The organism is Pseudomonas sp. QTF5 (genome assembly GCF_000512695.2).
Classification (GTDB): domain Bacteria; phylum Pseudomonadota; class Gammaproteobacteria; order Pseudomonadales; family Pseudomonadaceae; genus Aquipseudomonas.
This window is the reverse complement of record NZ_AZRW02000020.1, coordinates 1-24,294: the sequence shown is the minus strand read 5'-3', so window position 1 is coordinate 24,294 and position 24,294 is coordinate 1. Positions and strand designations below refer to the sequence as shown.

The following is a 24,294-nucleotide window of genomic DNA, read 5'->3' as shown; positions in this document are numbered from 1 at the left end:
GCAAGCCCGCTCCCACAGGAATTCGTTGTCGATCACAAATATGTAGTCAGACACAGATTCATTGTGGGAGCGGGCTTGCTCGCGAATGGCCGCGCCTCGGTCTCAAATCTTTACCGATGCGTAGCAATCCAGATCAACAACCCCGCCTGAAACACCGCAAACGCCACCAGACAGGTAATGGTAAAACGCAGCCCGGCGTCTTCGCGTTTGTACTTGCTGACCTTTTCTTCGTGCTTCTTCAGTTTGACTTCCTGTTCCGCCAGGTTCTGCTCGGCTTGCTGGAGCATCTGCGCGGCTTCGAGGATTTCCACCTGCTGCAACTTTTCGCTGTTCCAGTCGCTGAGCAAATCACCGACCGACACCTCTTTAACGCTGCCCTTCAAATGCTGGGCGTCGGCGTAGACCACGTCAAAACCATGCACCCGCAGAACGTGATCGCGACGCAGGCGAGTGTCTTCGTTCAGCGCATCCTTGTTGTTCAGGTCGGTGCCGTCGACGGTGTAGGCGGGCCATCTCTTCTTCGCCCAGGTAATGCCCTGAGCGGCCATATAACGCCCGATGCCGCGGTTCATCGGCTCGATCTGCAAGCCGCTTTCCGGTCCGAAATGCACGCATTTGGTGGCGTGATCGACCCACACGTCCAGATGATTCTGTTCTTTGCGCACACGCTGGCCCGGCAGCTTGATGGTCATGCGCAGCAGGCTGTGTTCCTTGCTAGTGCGTTCGGCGTAACCGAATTCGACAAAGCGCAATGGCCGCCCGCCAGTGTTGCGGTCGGTTTTCAGCGGCGCCAGGCGGAGCATTTTGTGGTGCTCGACGTGGACGTCCGCCCACGGCAGCTCGACCGCTGGCGGTGCGTCTTTTTCAGCGGTGGTGTCGGGTGAAGTCTGGGTATCAGTCATAACGGCGAGATCCTGTCCAAGCCCTGCTTGCCGCCAGCCATTGCGCTGGCGACAAAGGCTTATCGGCCGTTTTTTTCAGGACTGGAGGGTAACCGGTTAACGGGTGCGAAGTCCGTCAATAAACCCGAGGATTCGCGCGCCGAGTTCGGCGGCCAGCGGTAATTGCGGATCTTTATAGGAGGCCAATTGCCGCTTCACGTCGTTGGGCACGATGCGCATCACGTGGTTCATGCCTTCGATCAGCGCCAGTTCGGCGTCCGGTTTGGCGGCCTTGAGTGCCTTGGCGTCCCCCACGCCGACCTGAATGTCGTTGCTGCCCTGGATGATCAACGCCGGCATTTTCAGTTTGGCGAAGGCCGCGGCCGGGTCTTGGCGAAACAGCGAAATCAGATACGGCTGCACGCTGGGGCGGAAAATCACCTGCAATTGCGGGGGCACGTTGTCGTCGGTATGCCCGGCCTTGAGGCTGTCGAGCAGTTCATTGCTGCGCAACATCAACGGTGGTGGCAGGCGATTGCTCAACTGCTGGCGCAGTACCTGATCGATCGGCCGGGCGCTGCCGGACATGGAAATCACCGCCGCGGCATCGACGTTCGGCGCCGCCAGGCTGGCGATCAAGGCACCTTCGCTGTGGCCCAGCAAAATCAGTTTGCCAAAACGCGGATCGGCTTTGAGCTTCTGGCCCCAGGCTTCGGCGTCGGCCACATAGGCCTCCACCGACAGATTGCGCTCATCGGGCGTGGCCGCCAGGCTCGCCGCCACGCCGCGCTTGTCGTAGCGCACGCTGGCGATGTTGTGTTTGGCCAGCACCCAGGCCAGTCGTTTGAGGCTGTCGTTGCGTCCGCCGTCGGGGTTGTTTCCGTCACGATCCGTAGGACCAGAGCCGGAAATGATCAGGACAACCGGTACAGGCGTGTCGGACTTGGGCAGCAACAGCGAGCCGAAAAGCTCGCCGCTGCCCGTGTCCAATGTGATCGGGCGTTGCAGGACAGTGGCCTGTGCAAAGCCGGTAAACAAGGTAAGGCTCAAGGCTAGAACTCGCAGCATCATCACGCCATCATCAACAAGGTGCCGGTTGGACTCGCAGGCGCCCATAAGGTTCGAGGATGAACTAGTCGGGTAGCCTGCGTATACTGGCGCGCATTACGTATTTTAGTTTCGATTTCACGGAGCGTCCCGCATGTCCGGCAATACCTACGGCAAGCTGTTCACTGTCACCACCGCGGGCGAAAGCCATGGTCCGGCGTTGGTCGCCATTGTCGATGGCTGCCCGCCGGGCCTGGAGATTTCCCTTGAGGATCTGCAGCGCGACCTGGACCGCCGCAAGCCCGGCACCAGCCGCCACACCACCCAGCGCCAGGAAGCCGACGAAGTCGAAATCCTCAGCGGCGTGTTCGAAGGCCGCACCACCGGTTGCGCCATCGGCCTGTTGATCCGCAACACCGACCAGAAGTCCAAGGACTATTCGGCGATCAAGGATCTGTTCCGCCCGGCCCACGCCGACTACACCTATCACCACAAATACGGCGAGCGCGATTACCGCGGCGGCGGTCGCAGCTCGGCCCGTGAAACCGCGATGCGCGTGGCAGCCGGTGCGATTGCCAAGAAATACCTGGCCACCCAGGGCATCGTCATTCGCGGCTACATGAGCCAGCTCGGCCCGATCGAAATCCCGTTCAAGACCTGGGATTCGGTGGAAGAAAACGCCTTCTTCAGCCCCGACCCGGACAAAGTGCCGGAGCTGGAAGCCTATATGGACCAGTTGCGTCGCGACCAGGATTCGGTCGGCGCGAAGATCACCGTGGTTGCCGAAGGCGTGATGCCGGGCCTCGGCGAGCCGATTTTCGACCGCCTCGATGCAGAACTGGCCCACGCGCTGATGAGCATCAACGCGGTCAAAGGCGTGGAAATCGGCGCCGGGTTTGCCAGCATCGCCCAGCGTGGCACCGAACACCGTGATGAAATGACCCCGGAAGGTTTCCTCAGCAACAACGCCGGGGGCATTCTGGGTGGCATCTCGTCCGGTCAACCGATCGTGGCGCATCTGGCACTCAAGCCGACCTCGAGCATCACCACGCCGGGCCGTTCCATCGACATCCATGGCAACCCGGTCGAGGTTGTCACCAAGGGCCGTCACGACCCGTGCGTCGGCATCCGCGCCACGCCGATTGCCGAAGCGATGATGGCCATCGTGTTGATGGATCACCTGCTGCGTCACCGTGGGCAGAATGTCGATGTGCGCGTGAGCACGCCGGTGCTGGGCCAGCTTTAATGGCTGTTCTTAAGGCCGCTGCAGTCTGATGGCCGTGGCGGCGCTTCCGTACTGGCGGCTCTCCAGTTTCTATCTGTTCTATTTCGCCTTGCTCGGTTCGACGGCGCCGTTTCTGGCGCTGTACTTCGATCATCTGGGCTTTTCCAGTGCGCGTATTGGCGAACTGGTGGCAATCCCGATGCTGATGCGCTGCGTGGCGCCGAATATCTGGGGCTGGCTCGGTGACTACACCGGGCGACGTCTGGCCATCGTGCGGTTCGGCGCGGTCTGTACGCTGCTGACCTTCTCGCTGATTTTCGTCAGCAAAAGCTACGCGTGGCTGGCGATGGTCATGGCCTTGCACGCGTTCTTCTGGCACGCGGTATTGCCGCAATTCGAAGTCATCACCCTGGCGCACTTGAACGGCCAGACGTCTCGCTACAGTCAGATTCGTCTGTGGGGTTCCATCGGTTTCATCATCACCGTGGTTGCGCTCGGCCGGTTGTTCGAATGGCTTAGCCTGGACGTCTATCCGGTGGCGTTGGTGCTGGTCATGGCCGGTATCGTCGTCAGCAGTTTGTGGGTGCCTAACGCGCAACCGGTTCAGAGTGAACGGTTGGCGGGGGAGGGATTCCTCCAGCAGTTGCGTAACCCCGGGGTGTTGGCGTTCTACGGTTGCGTGGCGCTGATGCAGATGAGTCACGGGCCGTATTACACCTTTCTGACGTTGCACCTTGAGCGACTCGGTTACAGTCGCGGGCTGATCGGCATGCTCTGGGCGGTCGGTGTGGTTGCCGAGGTCTTGATGTTTCTGGTCATGAGCAAGATTCTGGCGCGCTTCTCGGTGCGCCGAGTGTTACTGGCGAGTTTCCTGCTAGCAGCCCTGCGTTGGCTGTTGCTCGGTTCGTTTGCCGAATTCCTTTGGGTATTGTTGTTCGCTCAAGTGCTGCACGCCGCAACCTTCGGCAGCTTTCACGCGGCTGCCATCCAGTTCGTGCAACGTAGCTTCGGCGCGCGACAGCAAGGGCAGGGCCAGGCGTTGTATGCCGCACTGGCCGGCACCGGCGGCGCACTGGGCGCGCTGTATTCCGGCTACAGCTGGAATGCTCTCGGTGCCACATTGACCTTTAGTATTGCCAGTCTCGCAGCCTTCGCCGCTGCCGTTATCATTGCCACACGCATGCAAGAGGACAGGCCTTGAGCCTGCGCGCGAGCGACGCACTGCTGCAGATCGAGGCGTTTGAATTTCTGTTCGAGTGCGAGTTGAAGACGCGCTCGCTCTCGAACCATAAAGCATGAACCGTTAAGGAGTTGCCCAGATGAGCAGCCTGTCCGTTTACCACGTCAGCAGTCCTGACCTGCCGAACAAGGTATTGACCCACCTCGAAGACATCGCCTCGACCCTGGCCGAACAGGGCGTGCGCTTTGACCGTTGGCAAGCCGCGGCCAAAATCCAGCCGGGCGCCAGCCAGGAAGAAGTGATCGCCGCGTATCAGCAGCAAATCGACAAGCTGATGACCGAGCGCGGTTACATCACCGTCGATGTCGTCAGCCTGAACAGCGATCATCCGCAAAAAGCCGAGTTGCGCGCCAAGTTCCTCGATGAACACCGCCATGCTGAAGACGAAGTACGATTTTTCGTCGCCGGTCGTGGCTTGTTCACCCTGCACATCGGCGATTACGTCTACGCCGTGCTCTGCGAGAAAAACGACCTGATCTCGGTGCCAGCCGGCACAAAGCACTGGTTCGACATGGGCGAGCATCCGCATTTCGTCGCAATCCGCCTGTTCAACAACCCCGAAGGCTGGGTGGTCAATTTCACCGGCGATGACATCGCCAGCCGCTTCCCGCGTCTCGAGGACTGAGCGATGCCGGTCAAAGCGATTCTCACCGACATCGAAGGCCCTACCAGCGCGGTGAGTTTTGTGTTCGACGATGCGGCACGCACGGTCGGCATGGCAACTTGCGGCCTGGCCCGTGAGGGCGGGGAACTGGCAGGTCATGTGACCGTCGACAGCTTTGCGCGGATAAACCCTTCTGCCTTGTAACCACGCGTAACCCGTAGGAGCCGAGCTTGCTCGCGAAGGCGGCGGGTCAGCTGACATTAATGTTGGCTGACACACCGCCTTCGCGAGCAAGCTCGGCTCCTACAGGGATTGCGTTGTAACGACTTACATCGAGTGATAGGTCGGCAAGGCGAACCGTTGCTGGCTTTGCAGCATGGAGATCTGCGGCAGTTCGCTGGCCTGTTCGGCAACGTCACGGCGAATCGCGCTGATCACCCACGACAGCTGATCGCCGGCATGCAATTGCTGATAGGAAATCGAACGTTTGAAGACTTTGCCGTCCGTACTGCGCAGGGTCAGCAGAATGCCGCCGTCAGGCCGTGGCTGGGTGGTCACTTCGAAGTTGGAGAATAGCGACGAAAATTTTTCCTGGATCAGGCTCATGTCTATCGGCTCCGTTTGTGCTTGAAGGGCAACATGGAGAGGTAGTTGCAGTGATTGTGCCAGCGCCTGTTTTTTTAAAAAACCATATAAATCAATAAGTTAGCTTTAAGGCGTTTTTGTGCTTTCGTGCAATCTGCATGAATGGCCATCGTGCATCCTGCATTTTGCGTGGTCGGCCCGTGATTAGATGGAACCAATCACAACGCCAGGGTTCCGCTTTGCGATGCCTGGTCGGAACGCTTCGGTCGCGGATACAAAACATTTCAAAAACCGCGTGTACAGCTCAAGAACCGCTGACGTATTTTCCGTTTCAATCAACGCCGCCCGACAATAAGAAGATCGAACGGGAGCACCATGAGCCGCACGCTGAACGACACGATTACCTGGGGCATGATGCTCCGCAAGCTGCCTTCCATTGCCAAAGCCATTCCCCGGGTGGTGAAGGGCATGAAAGCCGCCAACGTCAAGGACCCGACCCAAGCGTGTGGTCTTGGCTGGAGCTTCGAGCAGGCGACATTGCGCAATCCCGATGGCCCGGCCTTGCTGCAGGGTGAGGTGGCGCTCACCTATGCACAGGTCAATCAGTGGGCCAATCGCATTGCCCATCACTTGATCGCCCAAGGCATCGGCAAGGGCGATGTGGTGGCGATTTTTATCGAAAATCGTCCGGAACTGCTGGTGACGATATTGGCGATGGCCAAGGTCGGTGCGATCAGCGCCTTGCTCAATACCTCCCAGACCCGCGATACCCTGGCCCATAGCCTTAACCTGGTGGCACCCGTGGCGATCGTGGTCGGCGAAGAGCTGGTTCCAGCCTTTAATGCGGTCCGCGAGCGGGTGTCTATCGATACGGCGCGCACCTGGTTTGTCGCCGATCAAGACACTTATCGCCATCCGGGCAATTCGCCCGATGGCTTCATCAACCTGATGACGGTCAGCTGCGACGCGTGCAGCGATAACCCCGTCAGCAGCCAGCAGGTTTTTCTCGACGATCCTTGTTTCTACATTTACACCTCGGGCACCACCGGGTTGCCCAAGGCCGGGGTGTTCAAGCACGGCCGCTGGATGCGCAGCTCCGCCAGCTTCGGGTTGATTGCGCTGGACATGCAGCCGCAGGACGTCGTTTATTGCACCTTGCCGCTGTACCACGCCACCGGGCTCTGCGTGTGTTGGGGCTCGGCGATCAGCGGGGCGTCGGGGTTTGCCATCCGCCGCAAGTTCAGCGCCAGCCAGTTCTGGAGTGACGTGCGCACATACCAGGCGACCACTCTCGGCTACGTCGGCGAGTTATGCCGCTACCTGGTGGATCAACCGCGCAGCCCGGACGACAGTCGGCACAGCGTGACGAAGATGATCGGCAATGGGCTGCGTCCCGGCGCGTGGAGTGAGTTCAAGACGCGTTTTGCCGTTGACCATATCTGCGAGCTGTATGCCGCCAGCGATGGCAATATCGGCTTCACCAACATCCTCAACTTCGACAACACCATCGGTTTTTCCCTGATGTCATGGGAACTGGTGGCGTACGACCACGACAGCGGCGCACCCACCCGTGACGCCAAGGGCTTTATGCATAAAGTCGCCAAGGGCGAGCAGGGCTTGTTGTTGGCGAGGATCGACGACAAGGCGCCGCTGGACGGCTATACCGATCCGCAGAAGACCGCAAAAGTCGTGCTCCACGATGTATTCAAGAAGGGTGACCGTTACTTCAATACCGGCGACTTGCTGCGCAACATCGGTTTTGGCCACGCGCAATTCGTCGATCGTTTGGGCGACACCTACCGCTGGAAGGGCGAAAACGTCTCGACCACCGAGGTCGAAAACATCCTCCTGCAACACCCGCAGATCGCCGAAGCCGTGGCCTATGGCGTGGAAATCCACAATACCAATGGGCGTGCCGGGATGGCGGCGATCACACCGGCTGAATCCCTGGCGACCCTGGACTTCAGCGAGTTGCTGGCGTTCGCCAGGCAGCAAATGCCTGCCTATGCGGTGCCACTTTTCCTACGGGTGAAAGTGAAAATGGAGACCACCGGAACCTTCAAATACCAGAAGACCCGACTCAAGGACGAAGCCTTTGACCCGAACAAAACCGGCGATGATCCGATCTACGCCTGGTTGCCAGGGACCCAGACTTACGTACAAGTCACCGAGCAGGTGCTGGCGGATATTCACGGCGGCAAGCACCGCTATTAAGTATCGCTATTGAATGTGGCTCCTATTGAATGTGGCTATGGCCTTCCATGAGAAAAAACAAGTGACAGGTTCCGGAGCGCTCGGGAAACTATCGGCTTTCCGATTGACCGAATGTGGAGTCCCCAATGTCAGACAAAAGCCGCCAGATGACCCCCGAAGAGGCTTCTGAATTTGCCGAACAGGTGTTCAACAAAGCGCGCGAGGGCGATGCGGCCATGATGGCTGCGCTGCTGACCAAGGGCTTGCCGCCGAACCTGCGCAACCACAAGGGCGACACCTTGCTGATGCTCGCTGCGTACCACGGCCATGTCGAGACGGTAAAAGTCCTGCTTGAGCACAAGGCCGACCCGGAAATCCGCAACGACAACGGCCAGAGCCCGATTGCCGGCGCGGCCTTCAAGGGTGATCTGGCGGTGGTCAAGGCGTTGGTGGAAGGTGGCGCGCAAGTGGAAGGTTCATCCTTCGACGGTCGCACTGCATTGATGATGGCGGCGATGTTCAACCGCGTCGAAATCGTCGACTACCTGATCAGCAAAGGCGCCGATCCGAAAGCCAAGGATGCCAACGGTGTATCCGCGCTGGACGCGGCCAAAACCATGGGCGCGGTGGACACCACCGCACAATTGCAGAAACTCCTGGCCTGACCTTCGTGGCTGCGGGGCTTTTGTGACGGGGGAGCTTGCTCCCGCTCGGCTGCGAAGCAGTCGTAAACCCGGCGAATGCGGTCTATCTGAACGACTGCGGTGGCTGATTTTGGGGCTGCTTCGCAACCCAGCGGGAGCAAGCTCCCTCGCTACAGGTTCATGCCTGGTCCCGCAATCCGTTTCCGAATGCGCTATCCTTCGCGCCCTCAAATCTCCCTCGCTACAGGATCCACCTCATGAAAGCCGCACTCGTCGAACTCATCAGCAAAATCAGCTCCGGGTGCATGAGCGAGGACGAAATCCTGAAAGTCGCTGACGAAGCGGCTCAGGCCTACGCCGATCCAGAGGCTTTTCTGGCGGCCAATCCGGACATCAACTACGACGACACCTTCCCGATCCCGTTGGGCGAGTGGGTGGTCGTCGGCAGCTTGCCGGAAACCGTGCTGTTCCAGGCCGACACCTACATGGGCCTGTTTGCGCAGATCGTCGCTTCGTTCGGTCCTGGCGTCGATTTCAACATCAAACCCAAGCAACTGGCCAAAACCGAAGCCCTGACGGCGCTTAACCGCATTCAGGTGCAGATGAGCAGCATGAACAAGGAAAACGGCGGTTACACGCTGATGAACTTCAGCCAGTTGCTCGACGACGAACTGCAAGTGGTGCTGGTGTACGGTAACGACGTGCCACGGGTGCTGGAGTTGTGCACAGAAGTCGGCATCGCCGCCGCGCCCTCCCTGGAAGCCCTGAAAGTGGCGATCCACGTCTGAAGCTGTCTAGGACGGTAATAAAACGGAACCCTCGCAAGGCCCGACTATCCTAAGAGTGCATATCACTCTTCGGGAGCGTCACCATGGGTTCCACGTTCAACAGCCTGGTTGGCCTGATTATTCTTGCCCTGGATATCTGGGCCATCATCAACGTGCTTAAAAGTGGCGCCGAGACCGGGATGAAAATCATCTGGGTGCTATTGATCCTCCTGCTGCCGGTCCTGGGCCTGATCATCTGGGCCATCGCCGGGCCAAGGGGCAATGTGCGGATCTGATCTTTCCCGCAAGCAACACTGTACCTGTGGGAGCGTGGCTTGCCCGCGATGCAGGCGCTGCGGTCAGTCAGACTCACCGCAGCGGTCCTATCGCAGATCGGTATCTACATATCTTTCCGAGTTTGATGGTGTACATATCCGTTTCTGCGGTAACGGCCACCGAGGGTTTCGCCCTGACGGCGGGTCACTTGGAAAAGCCCCAAGTAACCAAGGGCTTTTGCCCCTTTCGTTCGGTGCCTCGCACAGGCTCGGCGACACAGGTTTCTGTGTTTTTTTCATGCCTGCACGCGGTAATCCGTTTGAACGATCACTCAGGGCAAAAGTCCAGATACTTGTAAGCCCATCCATGGGTTTTATCGAGGAGGCACCGATGCAAAAGTGGAAAATCACTTTCGTGGATGATCACGGTGAAACAGTGGACGAGCTCTTCGAGTGCGAGGAATGCCCGAATAGCGAGCAAGCCGCCAAACTCATTCGCGCCCGGCGCTTGCCGGTCGCTGCCGAACTGGACCTCAATGATCTGGAGGGGCGTACCGATGATCCGACCGTCAAAAGTCTGAAATCCCAGAACAGCATTGAAATCATCAGTATTACTCCAATCTGATACACCTCTCGTCACATTCATACCCAGGCCTTGGCAGCAGCTCTATCTAGGGGCTACTCTGCAAGCGAGATCAGCGAATGACTCGCTAAGGTCTGGTCTTGTCAGCTACATGCTTGCTTCCCGTCGGCAACCTCTGTTGCCGTATCGCTCTCACCAATCGGTTGAAAGTGCAGGGAATACGGAAAGTCTATCCATCAGTCTGAGGGGGACGTTTCATGAGCACAGCCTATCAAGAAGACATCAGCAGCAGCGTGCTGCGCCGCATGAAAGAAGGCGGTTTCGACTTTTCACGATTCCATCCCATCGAGTTCTACGCCATTTTTCCGGACGAGGAGCGGGCACGCAGGGCGGCAGGTCATTTCAGTGGTGAATCCTTGAATGCCCAGATCAGCGTGCGCGACGACGGCGCGTGGCATCTGGAACTGAGCAAAGTGATGTACGCCACCTACGACGGAATCGGCGACTTTGAGCAGGACTTCGAGGCGGTGGTCGAGCCTCTGGGCGGTATCATCGAAGGATGGGGCGTCAAGCAGGAGGTACGAGGGTTACTCGCATAGTCTTATGAACAGTGACAACACTCAGCAACGGCTGACCTTTGGGTTGGCCGTTTTCGTTTTAATTCACAACATTTCAGGCAGGCAAAAAAAAGCCACCTAAACAGGCGGCTAAAGGGAAGTTCGGCAAGTGTTCGGTCATCTTTTCTGCGAATGCGCGGATTATCCGCATCGCCTTCCGGGCAGTGAAATCAACTCTGGCTATGCTGCTGATAGGCGACAGCATTGCTTCGCCATGAAGCGGGGGTGATCAGGTTGGGGTATTTACCGCACAGGATTGGTGCGGTATGTGCAGCGCCTATATCCAACTGATTGATATCAAAGCGTTTATGCCGATGGCACGGGCCTTGCGAAGGCCTGGATGTCCGGGTGACAAGGAGTACGGCATGATCCGCACCTATTTTGATGAGATGTACGATGCCGGCGGCCAGGTCCGCCCGCATTATCGGGAGTTTGCCCGTTGGCTGGCCGAAACGCCTGACGAGCTTTTGGCACAACGGCGACGCGAGGCCGATCTGTTATTTCATCGTGCCGGGATTACATTCACGCTCTATGGAGATGAGCAGGGGACAGAGCGCCTGATTCCCTTCGACACCATTCCCCGCAGTATTCCCGCCAGTGAATGGCGGGTCGTCGAGCGCGGCTGCATTCAACGGGTCAAGGCATTGAACATGTTCCTTGCCGACCTCTATCACGAGCAGCGCATCATCAAGGCCGGTATCATCCCGGCCGAGCAAGTGCTGGCCAACGAGCAATACCAGTTGGCGATGCAAGGGCTGGATCTGCACCGCGATATCTATTCGCACATTTCCGGTGTCGACCTGGTGCGCGATGGCGACGGCACGTACTACGTGCTCGAAGACAATCTTCGTACCCCCAGCGGCGTGAGCTACATGCTCGAGGATCGCAAGATGATGATGCGCCTGTTCCCCGAGTTGTTCTCGGCCCAGCGCATCGCACCGATCGACCACTATCCGAATCTGTTGCTCGACACCTTGAAAAGCTCCAGTCCGCTCGACAACCCGAGTGTGGTGGTGCTGACGCCGGGGCGCTTCAACAGTGCGTTTTTCGAACATGCGTTTCTGGCCCGGGAAATGGGCGTTGAACTGGTGGAAGGCGCGGACCTGTTCGTGCGCGATGACAAGGTGTTCATGCGCACCACGGACGGGCCGAAAGCCGTCGACGTGATCTACCGTCGCCTCGACGATGCCTTCCTCGATCCGCTGGCGTTCAATCCGGATTCGATGCTCGGCGTGCCAGGGCTGCTGTCGTCCTACCGCTCCGGCAACGTGGTGCTGGCGAATGCCATCGGTACCGGGGTCGCGGACGACAAGTCGGTGTACCCCTTCGTCACGGACATGATTCGTTTCTACCTGGATGAAGAGCCGATCCTGAAGAACGTGCCGACATGGCAGTGTCGTAATCCCTCTGAACTGTCCCACGTGCTGGCCAATCTTCCAGAGCTGGTGGTCAAGGAAACCCAGGGCTCCGGCGGTTACGGAATGCTGGTGGGGCCGGCGGCGACGGCGGCGGAAATCGAATCGTTCCGCGAGCGGATCAAAGCCAAGCCCCACGCGTACATCGCCCAACCGACGTTGTCTTTATCGACCTGTCCGACCTTTGTCGAAAACGGCATCGCTCCACGCCATATCGACCTGCGTCCGTTTGTATTGTCTGGCCGCGAAACCCGGGTTGTGCCCGGCGGTTTGACCCGTGTCGCCTTGCGCGAAGGCTCTCTGGTGGTGAACTCATCCCAGGGCGGCGGAACCAAGGACACCTGGGTGGTCGAGGATTGAAGGAAGCCTGCCATGTTAAGTAGAACTGCCTCGGATCTGTATTGGATGTCGCGTTACCTGGAGCGGGCGGAAAACCTCGCACGGATGCTCGACATCAGTTATTCGCTGTCACTCATGCCCCAGGACGGGCGTGGTGATGGTTTGCACGAACTCGCCATGCCGCTGTTGATCACCGGTACTCTGGACGATTACCTGGAGCGTCACGGCGATCTGCATGCCGAACGGCTGCTGCATTTCTTCGCTTTGGATGCGGCCAACCCGGCGAGCATCTACAGCTGCCTCGGTGCTGCACGGGCCAGCGCCCATGCGGTGCGTGGGCGAATCACCGCCGACATGTGGGAAAACATCAACTCTACCTGGCTGGAAATTCGCGGGATTGCCGAGCAGGGCTTGAGTCGCTACGGCATGAGCCGTTTCTGTGAGTGGATCAAGGAACGTTCCCACCTGTTCCGCGGCGCGTCCTACGGCACGATCATGCGTAATGACGCGTTCCGGTTCATTCGTCTGGGCACCTTTATCGAAAGGGCTGACAACACCTTGCGCCTGCTCGACGCCCGTTACGAGATGGCCGGCGATCAGGCCGAAGCAGTCAGCGACGGCACGGCTCACGCCTATTACCAGTGGAGCGCCTTGTTGCGGGCCTTGTCGTCGTTCGAGGCCTATACCGAGATCTATCGCGATGCCCCTGGCGCCCGGCATGTGGCCGAGTTGTTGCTGCTGCGCGCCGACGTGCCGCGCTCCCTGCGGGCTTGCACCGAAGAAATCGACCAGATCCTCGCCCAATTGCCGGGGGCCAACGGCCGTCCCGCGCAACGCCTGGCCGCGGAAATGGATGCGCGCCTGCGCTACACCGGTATCAACGAAATTCTCGACGAAGGCCTGCACGCCTGGCTGACCGAGTTCATCCCGCTGGTGCGCCAGTTGGGCAACGCCATACACAGTTCCTACCTGGAGGCTGCATGAGACTTTCCATTAGCCACGAGACCACCTATCACTACGAAGATCAGGTGCGGGCGAGCATCCAGTACCTGCGACTGACCCCCCACGACAGCGAGCGCCAGCACGTGCTCAGCTGGCAGCTCGACCTGCCACGCCCGGTGCGTGCGCAACTCGATCCGTTCGGCAACATTCTGCATGTGCTGACCCTGGACGAACCCCACGAGGCAATCATCATCGGCGCCCGAGGGCAGGTGGACATCGACGAACTGCGCGAAGCCGAGCATGAAAGCCAGTCGGCGCTGCCGTTCCTGCGCTTCACGCGCCTGACCGAAGCCGACGAAGCCCTGCGCGCGTTTGCTCAGAAGTCGTGCAAACAACGCCGGGATCGCACGGCGCTGATCGATTTGATGCATGGCCTGAACCAGCACATGACCTACACGCCGGGTTCCACCGAAGTGGACACCAGCGCCGCCCAGGCCTTCGCCGGGCGTTCCGGTGTCTGCCAGGACCACACCCATGCGTTTCTCGCCTGCGCCCGCAGCCTGGGCATTCCCTCGCGTTATGTGTCGGGGTATCTGTACAGCGAGAACAGCGAACACCTGGCCAGTCACGCCTGGGCTGAAGCCTGGCTGGATGACGCCTGGTACAGCTTCGACGTGACCAACGAACTGGCCCGCCCGGAGCGTCACCTGAAATTGGCCGTGGGCCTGGATTACCTGGACGCCTGCCCGGTGCGCGGCATGCGCCGTGGCGGTGGGTGCGAGCAGATGCATGCGAAGGTGTTTGTGTCGCCGACGCCAGTGCCGATCTCCGTCCAACAGCAGTAAACCTACACACTGATCATTCCCACGCTCCGCGTGGGAATGCCTCAACGGACGCTCCGCGTTCGGCTCTTGATGGGACGCAGAGCGTCCCGGGCTGCATTCCCACGCAGAGCGTGGGAACGATCGGTTACGGCTTAACCTTCCGCCCCGCCATATGCTTCAAATACCCCACCAACAACTCCAGATCCCCGTCCGGCAACACCGTCGTCGCGAACGCCGGCATCTTCGCCTGCGGCCATTGGCGCAAGCTCTGGGGATCACGAATGTAGCGCTTGAGGAAATCCGCGCCGAAATACTCGGTCGGGTTGAACGGAATATTCAGGTCCGGCCCGAACTGCGCATCTCCCGCCCCATTGAGTCGATGACAGGCCAGGCAGTTTTTCTGAAACAGCGCAAAACCCTTGTTCACCGGATCATCCGCCTTCAGCGCAGGATCGGGCAGCAGGGCAGGGAAACGCTCGGCCACCGGGGCCATGCGCTTGATGCTGGCGACTTCGAACGGCCATTGCTCGGGGCTGATATTGCCCGCTTGTGGATCGGTCCAGACCAGATAAAACGGCCCCGCACTGTGCTTGCCCTCTGACAATGGCGGCCACGGCTGGGCCGGGTCTTCAATCGCCAACCAGGCCCGCGCGCCTTGGGTATTGAGCAGCGGCGCGGCAGCCAGTTCGGCGGCAAAACCGTCCAGGGCAACGGCTTGCAGATGATCGTCAGGTTTGATGCCTGTCAGCAACGCCGCCAACGGCACGGCGCGATAGCTCATGTCCCGTTTGTAGGAAACATCGTTAGTGATTGTGATGGTCTGAACCTGAGGATGCTTGAGCAATTGCTCGGTCTGCCAGGTGCGAGGGCTCGCGCCTAGCTCCAGACTCAGCTGTGCGGCAGACAGAGGCATGCTGAGCTAGAGTGAGCGCTTTCAAGTGATCGCCGTCCATGTCGTGGAAGTGCCGCAAAGGTTGGCACAGCCACGCTGACCCGGGTAGCGAGCCAATCACATTTTTATCAGGCGAAATGAAAACCCTGATGCCCGATCAGCCAATCACCTTGGTCAGGTTCGGCAAAATCAACAACAGTGTAGTGGCGAATAGAATGAGCCCGGCTTGACGAACTTTCGAATGCTTGAACATGGCTTGACCGCCTTTTTTGTTATTTCCTGATGCCTGCCTGCCTATCTCCATGACGACAGAGCGCTGCACTTCCTTGTAGAACGAGTGCCTCGGCAAAACCCGACGACAACTTCGTACAGGTTTACCTTAGGGCCCGCGTCACGATTGGCTTAGATCCATTTCGTATGTATTGCCAACTTATTGCTTCTAAAAAGGCATGAGGCTTATGGCCAGCTTCTTGGGCGCCCGTTGGCTAGACAGCTTGGTGACGTGAATCGATTTATCCGATAGCAGACTACCGTTCGTCTGAGCGTGACCGTCAACGCCAATGAGCACTGTGGTCATTGAATCCATGGCTGCTCGGCATAAGGTGAGGGCATAAAGATCAGAAGATCGCACCATCAGGTTCGAGGACGTCATGACCCAAGCTTTGATATTCGACGCGTTACGCACGCCACGTGGCAAAGGCAAGGCCAATGGCGCCTTGCACAGCGTCAAGCCAGTGAATCTGGTGGCCGGGCTGCTGACGGCGCTGCAGCAGCGCACGTCCCTGGACACCAGTCAGGTCGATGATGTGGTGCTCGGCTGCGTGACGCCTATCGGCGATCAGGGTTCCGACATCGCCAAGACCGCCACGCAAGTGGCCGATTGGGACGTCAGCGTGGCCGGCCTGCAGCTCAATCGCTTTTGCGCGTCGGGGCTGGAAGCGGTGAACCTCGGGGCGATGAAAATACGTTCCGGCTTCGAAGACCTGGTGGTGGTCGGTGGTGTCGAGTCGATGTCCCGCGTGCCCATGGGCAGCGACGGCGGCGCTTGGGCGCTGGACCCGGAAACCAATTTTCACAACCACTTCACGCCCCAGGGCGTGGGGGCCGACCTGATCGCCACGATTGAAGGCTTCAGCCGTCAGGACGTCGATGCCTTTGCGTTGCACTCCCAGCAGAAGGCGGCGCGGGCGCGGGCGAACGGTTCGTTCAACAAGTCGCTGGTGCCGGTGCAAGACCAGAACGGCATCATCCTGCTCGATCACGATGAGTTCATTCGGGCCGATTCGACGATGGAAGGCCTGGGCAAGCTCAAGCCAAGCTTCGAAATGATCGGGCTAATGGGCTTCGACGCCACGGCATTGCGGGTTTATAGCCAGATCGAGCGGATCAACCACGTGCACACGCCGGGCAACAGTTCCGGGATTGTCGATGGCGCGGCGCTGATGCTGATCGGTTCCGAAGCGAAGGGGCGGGCGCTGGGCTTGCAGCCTCGGGCGCGCATTGTCGCCACGGCAGTCACCAGCACCGACCCGACCATCATGCTCACCGGCCCGGCGCCGGCCACTCGCAAGGCGCTGGCCAAGGCCGGGCTGCGGGTCGAAGACATCGACCTGTTCGAAGTCAATGAAGCGTTCGCCTCAGTCGTGCTCCAGTTCATCAAGGACATGGCCATCGACCCCGACAAGGTCAACGTCAACGGCGGCTCCATCGCCATGGGCCATCCGCTCGGCGCTACTGGCTGCGCGATTCTCGGCACGCTGCTCGATGAACTGGAAGCCCGGCGCCTGCGCTATGGCCTGGCGACATTGTGTGTCGGCGGTGGCATGGGTATTGCCACCATCATCGAACGCCTCTGAGCCTGACTTTAAGAAAATTCGACTCAAGGAAAATTGCCATGACCGAAGCCATCCGTTACGAAAAAGGCCAGGACCAGATCGTCGTCCTGACCATCGACATGCCGGGCCAGAGTGCCAACACCATGAACGCGGTCTACCGCGACGCCATGGCCACCTGCGTCGCCCGACTGGCCGCCGACAAGGACGCCATTGCCGGCGTCATCATCACCTCGGCCAAGAAGACCTTCTTCGCCGGCGGCGACCTCAATGAACTGATCAAGATCGGCAAACCACAAGCCAAAGCCTTTTACGACATGGTGCTGACACTCAAGGGCCAACTGCGCACCCTGGAAACCCTCGGCAAACCGGTGGTCGCCGCCATTAACGGCGCAGCGCTCGGTGGTGGTTGGGAAATCTGTCTGGCTTGTCATCACCGTGTGGCGCTGGACAATCCGTCGGTGCTGCTTGGCCTGCCGGAAGTCACCCTCGGCCTGTTGCCGGGCGGCGGCGGAGTGGTGCGCATGGTTCGTATGCTGGGCATCGAAAAAGCTCTGCCGTATCTGCTTGAAGGCAAGAAAATCCGTCCGCAACAGGCGTTGCAGGCGCGATTGATCGACGAGTTGGCAGCCGATCGCGATGAGCTGATGGCTAAGGCGCGGGCGTGGATTGTCGCTCACCCGGTCGCTGTGCAGCGCTGGGACGTGAAGGGTTATCAGATCCCTGGCGGCACGCCGTCGGACCCGAAGCTCGCGCCGATGCTGGCCATCACGCCATCGATCTTGCGCAGCAAAACCCAGGGTTGCCTGCCGGCGCCGGAGAAAATCCTCTGTGCTGCGGTGGAAGGCGCTCAGGTAGATTTCGACACGGCGCACCTGATCGAAACCCGCTACTTCACCGAGCTGACCACCGGCCAAGTGGCGAAAAACCTCATCGGCACCTTCTGGTTTCAGCTCAATGAGATCAATGCCGGCGGCTCGCGGCCCCAAGGCATAGCGCCTTATGTAACGAAGAAAGTCGGCGTGCTCGGCGCCGGGATGATGGGCGCGGGCATCGCGTTTGTCAGCGCATCAGCCGGTATCGACGTGGTGCTCAAAGACATCAACCTCGCCGCGGCAGAGAAGGGCAAGGCCCACTCGGCGGCGTTGCTGGACAAGAAAGTTGCGCGTGGTCAGTTAACCCGGGAGCAGCGCGAAGAGGTTTTGGCTCGAATCCATGCCACCGAAAAAGATGCAGACCTGGCGGGTTGCGATCTGATTATTGAAGCGGTGTTTGAAGATCGCGAACTGAAGGCCAAGGTCTCATCAGCCGCGCAAACAGTCGTCGGCCCGGACGCGGTCGTCGCCTCCAACACCTCGACTTTGCCGATCAGTGGCCTGGCCACCGCCGTGCCGGACCAGACGAAATTCATCGGCCTGCATTTCTTCAGTCCCGTGGAAAAAATGCCACTGGTGGAAATCATCAAAGGTGCCCATACCAGCGATGAAACCCTGGCTCGTGGTTTCGATTTCGTACTGCAAATCAAGAAGACGCCGATCGTGGTCAACGACAGTCGCGGCTTCTTTACCTCGCGGGTGTTCGGCACTTTCACCAACGAAGGCATTGCCATGCTCGGCGAAGGTGTGAGCGCGCCGATGATCGAGACCGAAGCGCGCAAGGCTGGCATGCCCGTCGGGCCTCTGGCGATCTCCGACGAAGTTTCCCTCAGCCTCATGAGCCATATCCGCGAGCAAACCGCCAAAGACCTGCGAGCAGAAGGAAAAAACCTGATTGAGCATCCGGCGTTCGCCGTGATTGACTTGCTGCTCAAGGAATACAAGCGTCCGGGCAAGGCCGCTGGAGGTGGTTTCTACGATTATCCGGCCACAGGGCAGAAGCATTTGTGGCCAGAGCTGAAAAGCCGTTTCGAGAAAGCCGATGGGCAGATTTCGCCGAAGGACATACGCGATCGACTGCTGTTCGTCCAAGCCATCGAAACCGTGCGCTGTATGGAGGAGGGCGTGCTGACCTCGACGGCAGATGCCAATGTCGGCTCGATCTTCGGCATCGGCTTCGCGGCCTGGACCGGCGGTGCGCTGCAGTTCATCAACCAGTACGGCGTGCAAGACTTCGTCGCTCGCGCCCAGTATCTGGCTGAGCAGTATGGCGAGCGCTTCACACCGCCTGCGCTGCTGTTAGAGAAAGCCGCCAAAAACGCGCTGTTCTAAGGGACCGATGACGCGCTCCGGGGCTTGCCTTGCCACCGTGTTTCGAGGCAGGCTCTGGGGTGTGCATTATTCCCTTCATGTGTCAGGTATTTTTTATGTCGTTACGCATCTGCATTCTGGAAACCGACATCCTGCGTCCGGAACTGGTCGATCAATATCAGGGTTACGGGCAGATGTTCCAGCGTCTGTTTTCGCAGCAACCCATCGCTGCCGAGTTCACCGTGTACAACGTGATGCAGGGCGATTATCCCAGCGATGACCTGACCTTCGATGCGTATCTGGTCACCGGTAGCAAGGCCGATTCCTTCGGCACCGACCCGTGGATTCAAACCCTCAAGACGTACCTGCTGAACCGTTACGAACGCGGCGACAAACTGTTGGGCGTGTGCTTCGGCCATCAACTGCTGGCGCTACTGTTGGGCGGCAAGAGCGAGCGGGCGACCCAGGGCTGGGGCGTCGGCACCCACAACTACAAACTCACGGCCAAGGCGCCATGGATGAGCCCACTGAGGGAAGAGCTGACGCTGCTGATCAGCCATCAGGATCAGGTCACCGCACTACCGGAAAACGCTACGGTGATTGCGTCGAGTGATTTCTGCCCGTTCGCCGCGTACCACATCAACGATCAAGTGCTGTGCTTCCAGGGTCATCCGGAATTCATTCACGATTACTCACGGGCGCTGCTGGATATTCGTCAGGAAGCGTTGGGCGAGCAGATTTATTCGAAAGGTATGGCGAGTCTTGAACACGAGCATCACGGCACTACCGTCGCAGAGTGGATGATGCGGTTTGTGGCGCACAAGCCTGAGGGTGAAGCGGTTAAACGCTAAAAGCTTCGCGAGCAAGCCCGCTCCCACATTGGATCTGTGTCACGACGAAAATCCAATGTGGGAGCGGGCTTGCTCGCGAATGGGGGCAACCGGTTCTGACTGAACCCCCACGGTCTCACAACCACCCCGACCGCTTGAAACTCGCCCACAAACCAACACACCCAATGGTGATAAACCCCAACACCCCGAAATATCCGTAATGCCAACTCAACTCCGGCATGTTCTGGAAATTCATCCCGTAGATCCCGGCCACCGCCGTCGGGAACGCCAGAATCGCCGCCCACGCCGCAAACTTGCGCTGCACCACGCTCTGCCGTGACGCCTCCAGCAACACCCCTACCTCGATGGTCTGGCTGGCAATGTCCGCCAGAGTCGTCAGGTCTTCCATCTGCCGAGTGACATGAATCTGCACATCTCGGAAATACGGGCGCATATTCTTGTCGATGAATGGAAAGTTTAGCTTTTGCAGTTCTTCACCGATCTCCACCATCGGCGCCGCATACCGGCGCAAGCGCAATACATCGCGGCGCAGGCTGTGGAGTTTCTGTATGTCGCGCTCGTTCAGGGAACCGCACATAACGTTCCCTTCCAGCTCATCGATCTCGGCATGGATCGCTTCGCCCATTGGCTGGTAGTTTTCAATCACAAAGTCGAGGAGGGCATAAAGTACGAAATCTTCCCCGTGCTCCAATAACAGTGGCCGCGCCTCACAACGCTGTCGGACATAGGCGTAGGACGCCGAATGACCATTGCGTGCGGTAATGATGTAGCCCTTGCCGGCAAAGATATGAGTCTCGATGAACTCCAGTTTGCCTTCATTGCGGATCGGCGAATACGTGACGATAAACAGTGCATCGCCGAACGTTTCCAGCTTCGGTCGGCTGTGTTTTTCCAGAGCGTCTTCGATGGCCAGTTCATGCAGGTTGAACTGACGTTGCAGGTTGAACAGCTCTTCGGCGTTCGGCTCTTCCAGACCAATCCAGACAAAGTGGTCAGGCTTGGCAGCCCAGGCAGCGCCTTCGTCGAGGGTGATATTGGTGACTTTCTTACCGGCGCTGTAAACCGCAGCAGCAACGACTCTACCCATAATGGTGATTCACTTCTTATTAGCCGCTTTCTGTAAAGACTGGCGGTGCCAGGCAGGATTCAGCTTAACCTTGTCTGCTGCTTGAGAGTCAGCAAAATCTGTAGAGTTCGCAGGCAAAAGAAAACCCGCACAGGGCGGGTTTCTCTCAAGCGGCTTGCAGTTGTCGATCCATCGAGTCGATGCACTCGCGCATCTGCTCGCGGCACTGGGCGATCAGCATCGGCATGTCATCCAGACTCAATCCAGCCGTAGGAATCGCCGGCAAAGAACGGATCAGAATTTTCCCACTGCGCCAGCGGTTCAATCGCATGTGTTTGACGTAACTGCTGACACACACCGGAACAATCGGCACGCCCGCGGCAATCGCCATCTGGAACGCGCCTTTCTTGAACGGCAGCAGATCTTTGCCGAGGTTGCGCGTACCTTCCGGGAAGACCCAGATCGAGGTGTCTTCATGCTGCAAGGTGCGAGTAGTGGTCAGCATCGACTGGCGTGCCTTGTGCGCATTGCCGCGGTCAATCAACACATTGCCGGCCAGCCAGAACAACTGCCCGAACAGCGGCACCCACTTCAGGCTCTTCTTGCCGATGCACACGGTGCGACGGGGCACCACGTTGCCGAACACAAACAGATCGTAGTTGGACTGGTGGTTGGCAATGATCACGCAGCTATCGGGTTTAGCCATCAACGGCCCAACGTCAGCCTTCACCCGCAAACGCAAAATGCACATTGCCGGCCACGCATACAGACGCGCGCATAAACGACTGTTATCCGGATTAAACGGCCGGTATAGACCGAGGATCACTCCAAGCACTCCGGCCAGAATAAAGTGCAAGCCCATCAATAACATACGAAACACAAACAGCATTTAAAGGGCCCACCGGGACAAAAGGTGGCGCAGTGTACGGATGTGCACTGTTTTCGGCAATTGCCGCTATAGAAGTGGGAGATAGCCGATGTTTGAGCGCATGTTTCCGACTTATGGGTCAGATGCGGTCTAGAGCGCTTGTAAGGTTTTAAACCAGACACGCAAGAAAAAGCCCGACACGACGGTCGGGCTTTTCGGCGCAACGCGTACGGGCTTAACCCATATGCTCCTGATCCAGGATGATCGCGTTGTCCAGCGTCTCCAGCAGCGCCTTGCGCACTTTCAGCTTGGTGTTCTTGTGGGCGATCATGTTGAGCTTCTTCAACTGACGAGCCGCCGCCAGCGCCGCGCCTTGCAGCTCTTCGGCCGACACCACCACATCAAGGAAACCGGCGTCCACGGCACTCTGCGGATTGAACATCTCGGCATTGATCACCGCGCGATGAAACGCCGACTTGCGCAGACGATCACGCGCCAGCTCGATACCGGCATGGTGCATGGTCATGCCGATCTGCACTTCGTTCAGACCAATGCTGAACGGACCATCGACACCAATGCGGTAATCAGCCGACAACAGAATAAACGCACCCTTGGCCACCGCATGCCCAGGGCACGCCACGACCACCGGGAACGGGTGCGACAGCAGGCGACGAGCCAGCGTCGAACCGGCAGCCACCAGTGCAGTGGCCTCTTTAGGGCCAGCGGTCATCACCTTCAAGTCATAGCCACCCGAAAAAATACCCGGCTGACTGGTAATGATCACCACCGCCCGATCCGCCACCGCCCGGTCCAGCGCAGCGTTAAACGCAACAATCACGTCCGGCGAGATGGCATTGACCTTGCCATTGCTCAAGGTCAGGGTCGCGATACCGTCTTCGAGATGGTAGGAAATCAACTCACTCATGACGCCAATCCTTCTAATAAAGTAGGGCAGACGTTACCCACCGGCGTAGGCCAGGTAAAGCGCCGTGACTGACCACCCGGTCACCCTTTTCCCCACCCGGCAAGCGTTGCCGGCCACGCCAGCCGCGCATTCCCCTCTATATAGAAGAGGGCGCGAAGCCGGAGATTGGCGGGTTTGCCATGGCACGGCACCCACCGGAACAACTAAATCGCTAACCGCATGAAAATTCTGCAAAAAAAGTTTGCCATCAGAAAAGCTTTCGACTACATTAGCGCGCCTCGACAGACAGAACATGTTTGACGAGATACGGTGAAGTGTCCGAGTGGCTTAAGGAGCACGCCTGGAAAGTGTGTATACAAGAAATTGTATCGAGAGTTCGAATCTCTCCTTCACCGCCACATTATGCAAACACAAACCCCTGATTTTCCTAGAGAAAGTCGGGGGTTTGTGGTTTTTGGCGTCTGAAAAAGGGTGATATGGGAACAATTTGGGAATACGGATGGGTTTTGACCCTGTACCTATCTCTACAGGAATCGGTATCTGATGCTTGGTGGACAGCTACGTCGCCTAAGCGGCAGATCTGACGAGCGCCGCAGTGGCACAATTAGGTAGGATCACTTCAGATCTGCCTTCTCACCTGCGTGATGAAACTGGCGTAGTGCCAGATTTTGGGCATGCAGATAAGAAACTGGATTTATGCGTGAGATTCGTCGCTCTCAGGAATCAGACGAACCTCTACTCGCTGGCCAAGTGCGCGGGCAGCGCTGGCCAGCGTGGCCAACGTCATGCCTGAGTCATTTTGATCGAGTGCTCGATCTACTGCGGTGCGGCTTGTATGCATCCGCTCGGCAAGGGTTTTCTTGCTGACACGCTGCAGCTTCATAGCCTCAGCAATTTGCCAGGAAATGACGCGCTTGAGAGCTACGGCAGAAACCTCTTCGGCAAGACCTTGCTCAGCAAGGAAGTCATCGAAGTCAGATCCGATATGCTTGTTCATCTTTTGTGCCTCATAGTCTTGCTTTGCGCTGTTTGGCGATTGCCATGTCGGGCGCGGGTGTTTTTTGGCTTTTTTTGATGAAGCCATGGAGTAGCACCATGTCGGATCCAACAACTGTAAAAATAATGCGTGCGATGGTGTCGCCAAGATCAATCCTGATTTCCCAGAGCCCGGCATCCAGCTTTCTTACCACCGGTATGCCGATGGGCCAACCAAGCTGAACGGTTTTGATGTCTGTACCGACCATCCTTCTATGGTCGCGGGGAAGATCAGCAAGCCAGTCACGCACTGGTTCATTTTCAGCGTCCGTGCGAAAGAAACGGACATTGAGCACAGGTACAAGATCAGTCATAAATATAATGTACCTAAATAGGTGCATGGCGCAAATTTGCCGCTAAGCGTTCGATCCGCAAAGTGAGGTCTGCGATCAGTACCCCCGGTGTCAGGATAGTTGTCGCCTCTCCGATTTTTCCTGAAAAAGCATATCGGGGGCGGA

23 protein-coding genes, 1 tRNA gene and 3 pseudogenes are annotated in these 24,294 nt (G+C 58.5%); 18 read left to right on the top strand and 9 right to left on the bottom strand.

Annotated elements, in window-relative coordinates; genetic code table 11:
* Positions 1 to 110: 110 nt before the first annotated feature.
* Both IC37_RS16740 and IC37_RS16735 read right to left on the bottom strand, forming a co-directional pair.
* The gene (locus IC37_RS16740; RefSeq protein ID WP_030131639.1) at positions 111 to 902 is read right to left on the bottom strand and encodes a hypothetical protein; all 792 of its coding nucleotides are present in this window, start codon (positions 900 to 902) and stop codon (positions 111 to 113) included.
* Between the two features lie 96 nt (positions 903 to 998).
* Positions 999 to 1,997, bottom strand: a complete 999-nt coding sequence (locus tag IC37_RS16735; RefSeq protein WP_030131638.1) for an alpha/beta hydrolase — start codon at positions 1,995 to 1,997, stop codon at positions 999 to 1,001.
* An 85-nt stretch (positions 1,998 to 2,082) separates the two neighbouring features.
* Here IC37_RS16735 and aroC point away from each other — a divergent pair, with 85 nt between their 5' ends.
* The 5 genes and pseudogenes from aroC to IC37_RS16715 form a co-directional block, all read left to right on the top strand.
* The gene (gene aroC, locus IC37_RS16730) at positions 2,083 to 3,174 is read left to right on the top strand and encodes a chorismate synthase (protein ID WP_030131637.1); all 1,092 of its coding nucleotides are present in this window, start codon (positions 2,083 to 2,085) and stop codon (positions 3,172 to 3,174) included.
* Between the two features lie 28 nt (positions 3,175 to 3,202).
* Positions 3,203 to 4,354 carry an MFS transporter gene (locus tag IC37_RS16725; RefSeq protein ID WP_177409407.1) on the top strand — a complete coding sequence of 384 codons (1,152 nt, stop codon included), beginning with the start codon at positions 3,203 to 3,205 and terminating at the stop codon, positions 4,352 to 4,354.
* A 5-nt stretch (positions 4,355 to 4,359) separates the two neighbouring features.
* Positions 4,360 to 4,452: pseudogene (locus IC37_RS30990) on the top strand (hypothetical protein); the annotation flags it as partial.
* Between the two features lie 20 nt (positions 4,453 to 4,472).
* Entirely contained in the window at positions 4,473 to 5,018 is a 546-nt protein-coding gene (locus tag IC37_RS16720) for an acireductone dioxygenase (RefSeq protein ID WP_030131635.1), read from the top strand.
* A gap of 69 nt (positions 5,019 to 5,087) precedes the next feature.
* A pseudogene (locus IC37_RS16715) lies at positions 5,088 to 5,201 on the top strand (acireductone synthase); the annotation flags it as partial.
* 123 nt (positions 5,202 to 5,324) lie between these two features.
* Here the strand turns inward: IC37_RS16715 and IC37_RS16710 are convergent.
* A complete protein-coding gene (locus IC37_RS16710) occupies positions 5,325 to 5,603 on the bottom strand; it encodes a DUF3509 domain-containing protein (RefSeq protein ID WP_030131633.1) in 279 nt (92 codons plus the stop codon).
* 354 nt (positions 5,604 to 5,957) lie between these two features.
* On the opposite strand from IC37_RS16710, the gene IC37_RS16705 reads away from it, so the two are divergent.
* From IC37_RS16705 to IC37_RS16665, 9 genes are all read left to right on the top strand, one after another.
* Positions 5,958 to 7,796: a long-chain-acyl-CoA synthetase gene (locus IC37_RS16705; protein ID WP_030131632.1), complete on the top strand. Its 1,839-nt coding sequence runs from the start codon at positions 5,958 to 5,960 to the stop codon at positions 7,794 to 7,796.
* A gap of 125 nt (positions 7,797 to 7,921) precedes the next feature.
* Positions 7,922 to 8,440 carry an ankyrin repeat domain-containing protein gene (locus IC37_RS16700; RefSeq protein ID WP_030131631.1) on the top strand — a complete coding sequence of 173 codons (519 nt, stop codon included), beginning with the start codon at positions 7,922 to 7,924 and terminating at the stop codon, positions 8,438 to 8,440.
* A 236-nt stretch (positions 8,441 to 8,676) separates the two neighbouring features.
* Complete coding sequence (locus IC37_RS16695; protein WP_030131630.1) at positions 8,677 to 9,207, top strand: hypothetical protein; 531 nt, start codon at positions 8,677 to 8,679, stop codon at positions 9,205 to 9,207.
* 83 nt (positions 9,208 to 9,290) lie between these two features.
* Positions 9,291 to 9,482 (top strand): PLDc N-terminal domain-containing protein, encoded by a 192-nt coding sequence (locus IC37_RS16690; RefSeq protein ID WP_007902193.1) that lies wholly within the window; start codon positions 9,291 to 9,293, stop codon positions 9,480 to 9,482.
* A 370-nt stretch (positions 9,483 to 9,852) separates the two neighbouring features.
* Positions 9,853 to 10,086: a hypothetical protein gene (locus IC37_RS16685; protein WP_030131629.1), complete on the top strand. Its 234-nt coding sequence runs from the start codon at positions 9,853 to 9,855 to the stop codon at positions 10,084 to 10,086.
* A 215-nt stretch (positions 10,087 to 10,301) separates the two neighbouring features.
* On the top strand, positions 10,302 to 10,643 hold the full coding sequence (locus IC37_RS16680; protein ID WP_008005633.1) for a ribonuclease E inhibitor RraB: 342 nt from the start codon (positions 10,302 to 10,304) through the stop codon (positions 10,641 to 10,643).
* A 383-nt stretch (positions 10,644 to 11,026) separates the two neighbouring features.
* Positions 11,027 to 12,436 (top strand): circularly permuted type 2 ATP-grasp protein, encoded by a 1,410-nt coding sequence (locus IC37_RS16675; protein WP_030131628.1) that lies wholly within the window; start codon positions 11,027 to 11,029, stop codon positions 12,434 to 12,436.
* Positions 12,437 to 12,448: 12 nt separating this feature from the next.
* Complete coding sequence (locus IC37_RS16670) at positions 12,449 to 13,399, top strand: alpha-E domain-containing protein (RefSeq protein WP_030131627.1); 951 nt, start codon at positions 12,449 to 12,451, stop codon at positions 13,397 to 13,399.
* A complete protein-coding gene (locus tag IC37_RS16665) occupies positions 13,396 to 14,202 on the top strand; it encodes a transglutaminase family protein (protein WP_030131626.1) in 807 nt (268 codons plus the stop codon). Before IC37_RS16670 ends, IC37_RS16665 begins: the two co-directional genes overlap by 4 nt.
* A 124-nt stretch (positions 14,203 to 14,326) precedes the next feature.
* On the opposite strand, the pseudogene IC37_RS16660 reads toward IC37_RS16665, so the two are convergent.
* Positions 14,327 to 15,134 (bottom strand): annotated as a pseudogene (locus IC37_RS16660) (cytochrome c).
* A gap of 589 nt (positions 15,135 to 15,723) precedes the next feature.
* Here IC37_RS16660 and IC37_RS16650 point away from each other — a divergent pair.
* From IC37_RS16650 to IC37_RS16640, 3 genes are all read left to right on the top strand, one after another.
* On the top strand, positions 15,724 to 16,929 hold the full coding sequence (locus IC37_RS16650; RefSeq protein ID WP_030131624.1) for an acetyl-CoA C-acetyltransferase: 1,206 nt from the start codon (positions 15,724 to 15,726) through the stop codon (positions 16,927 to 16,929).
* Between the two features lie 38 nt (positions 16,930 to 16,967).
* Positions 16,968 to 19,112 (top strand): 3-hydroxyacyl-CoA dehydrogenase NAD-binding domain-containing protein, encoded by a 2,145-nt coding sequence (locus IC37_RS16645; protein ID WP_030131623.1) that lies wholly within the window; start codon positions 16,968 to 16,970, stop codon positions 19,110 to 19,112.
* A 95-nt stretch (positions 19,113 to 19,207) separates the two neighbouring features.
* Positions 19,208 to 19,942 carry an amidotransferase gene (locus IC37_RS16640; RefSeq protein WP_030131622.1) on the top strand — a complete coding sequence of 245 codons (735 nt, stop codon included), beginning with the start codon at positions 19,208 to 19,210 and terminating at the stop codon, positions 19,940 to 19,942.
* A 115-nt stretch (positions 19,943 to 20,057) separates the two neighbouring features.
* Here IC37_RS16640 and IC37_RS16635 read toward each other — a convergent pair whose 3' ends face one another.
* From IC37_RS16635 to IC37_RS16625, 3 genes are all read right to left on the bottom strand, one after another.
* Positions 20,058 to 21,029 carry a magnesium and cobalt transport protein CorA gene (locus tag IC37_RS16635; RefSeq protein ID WP_030131621.1) on the bottom strand — a complete coding sequence of 324 codons (972 nt, stop codon included), beginning with the start codon at positions 21,027 to 21,029 and terminating at the stop codon, positions 20,058 to 20,060.
* A 145-nt stretch (positions 21,030 to 21,174) separates the two neighbouring features.
* Positions 21,175 to 21,897 (bottom strand): 1-acylglycerol-3-phosphate O-acyltransferase, encoded by a 723-nt coding sequence (locus IC37_RS16630; protein WP_030131620.1) that lies wholly within the window; start codon positions 21,895 to 21,897, stop codon positions 21,175 to 21,177.
* A 214-nt stretch (positions 21,898 to 22,111) separates the two neighbouring features.
* On the bottom strand, positions 22,112 to 22,801 hold the full coding sequence (locus IC37_RS16625; protein WP_030131619.1) for a crotonase/enoyl-CoA hydratase family protein: 690 nt from the start codon (positions 22,799 to 22,801) through the stop codon (positions 22,112 to 22,114).
* Between the two features lie 308 nt (positions 22,802 to 23,109).
* Here IC37_RS16625 and IC37_RS16620 point away from each other — a divergent pair.
* A tRNA-Ser gene (locus IC37_RS16620) sits at positions 23,110 to 23,199 on the top strand.
* Between the two features lie 296 nt (positions 23,200 to 23,495).
* On the opposite strand, the gene IC37_RS16615 is transcribed toward IC37_RS16620, so the two are convergent.
* Positions 23,496 to 23,798 carry an XRE family transcriptional regulator gene (locus tag IC37_RS16615; protein ID WP_030131618.1) on the bottom strand — a complete coding sequence of 101 codons (303 nt, stop codon included), beginning with the start codon at positions 23,796 to 23,798 and terminating at the stop codon, positions 23,496 to 23,498.
* Between the two features lie 10 nt (positions 23,799 to 23,808).
* Positions 23,809 to 24,150: a type II toxin-antitoxin system RelE/ParE family toxin gene (locus IC37_RS16610; RefSeq protein ID WP_030131617.1), complete on the bottom strand. Its 342-nt coding sequence runs from the start codon at positions 24,148 to 24,150 to the stop codon at positions 23,809 to 23,811.
* Positions 24,151 to 24,294 lie beyond the last annotated feature (144 nt).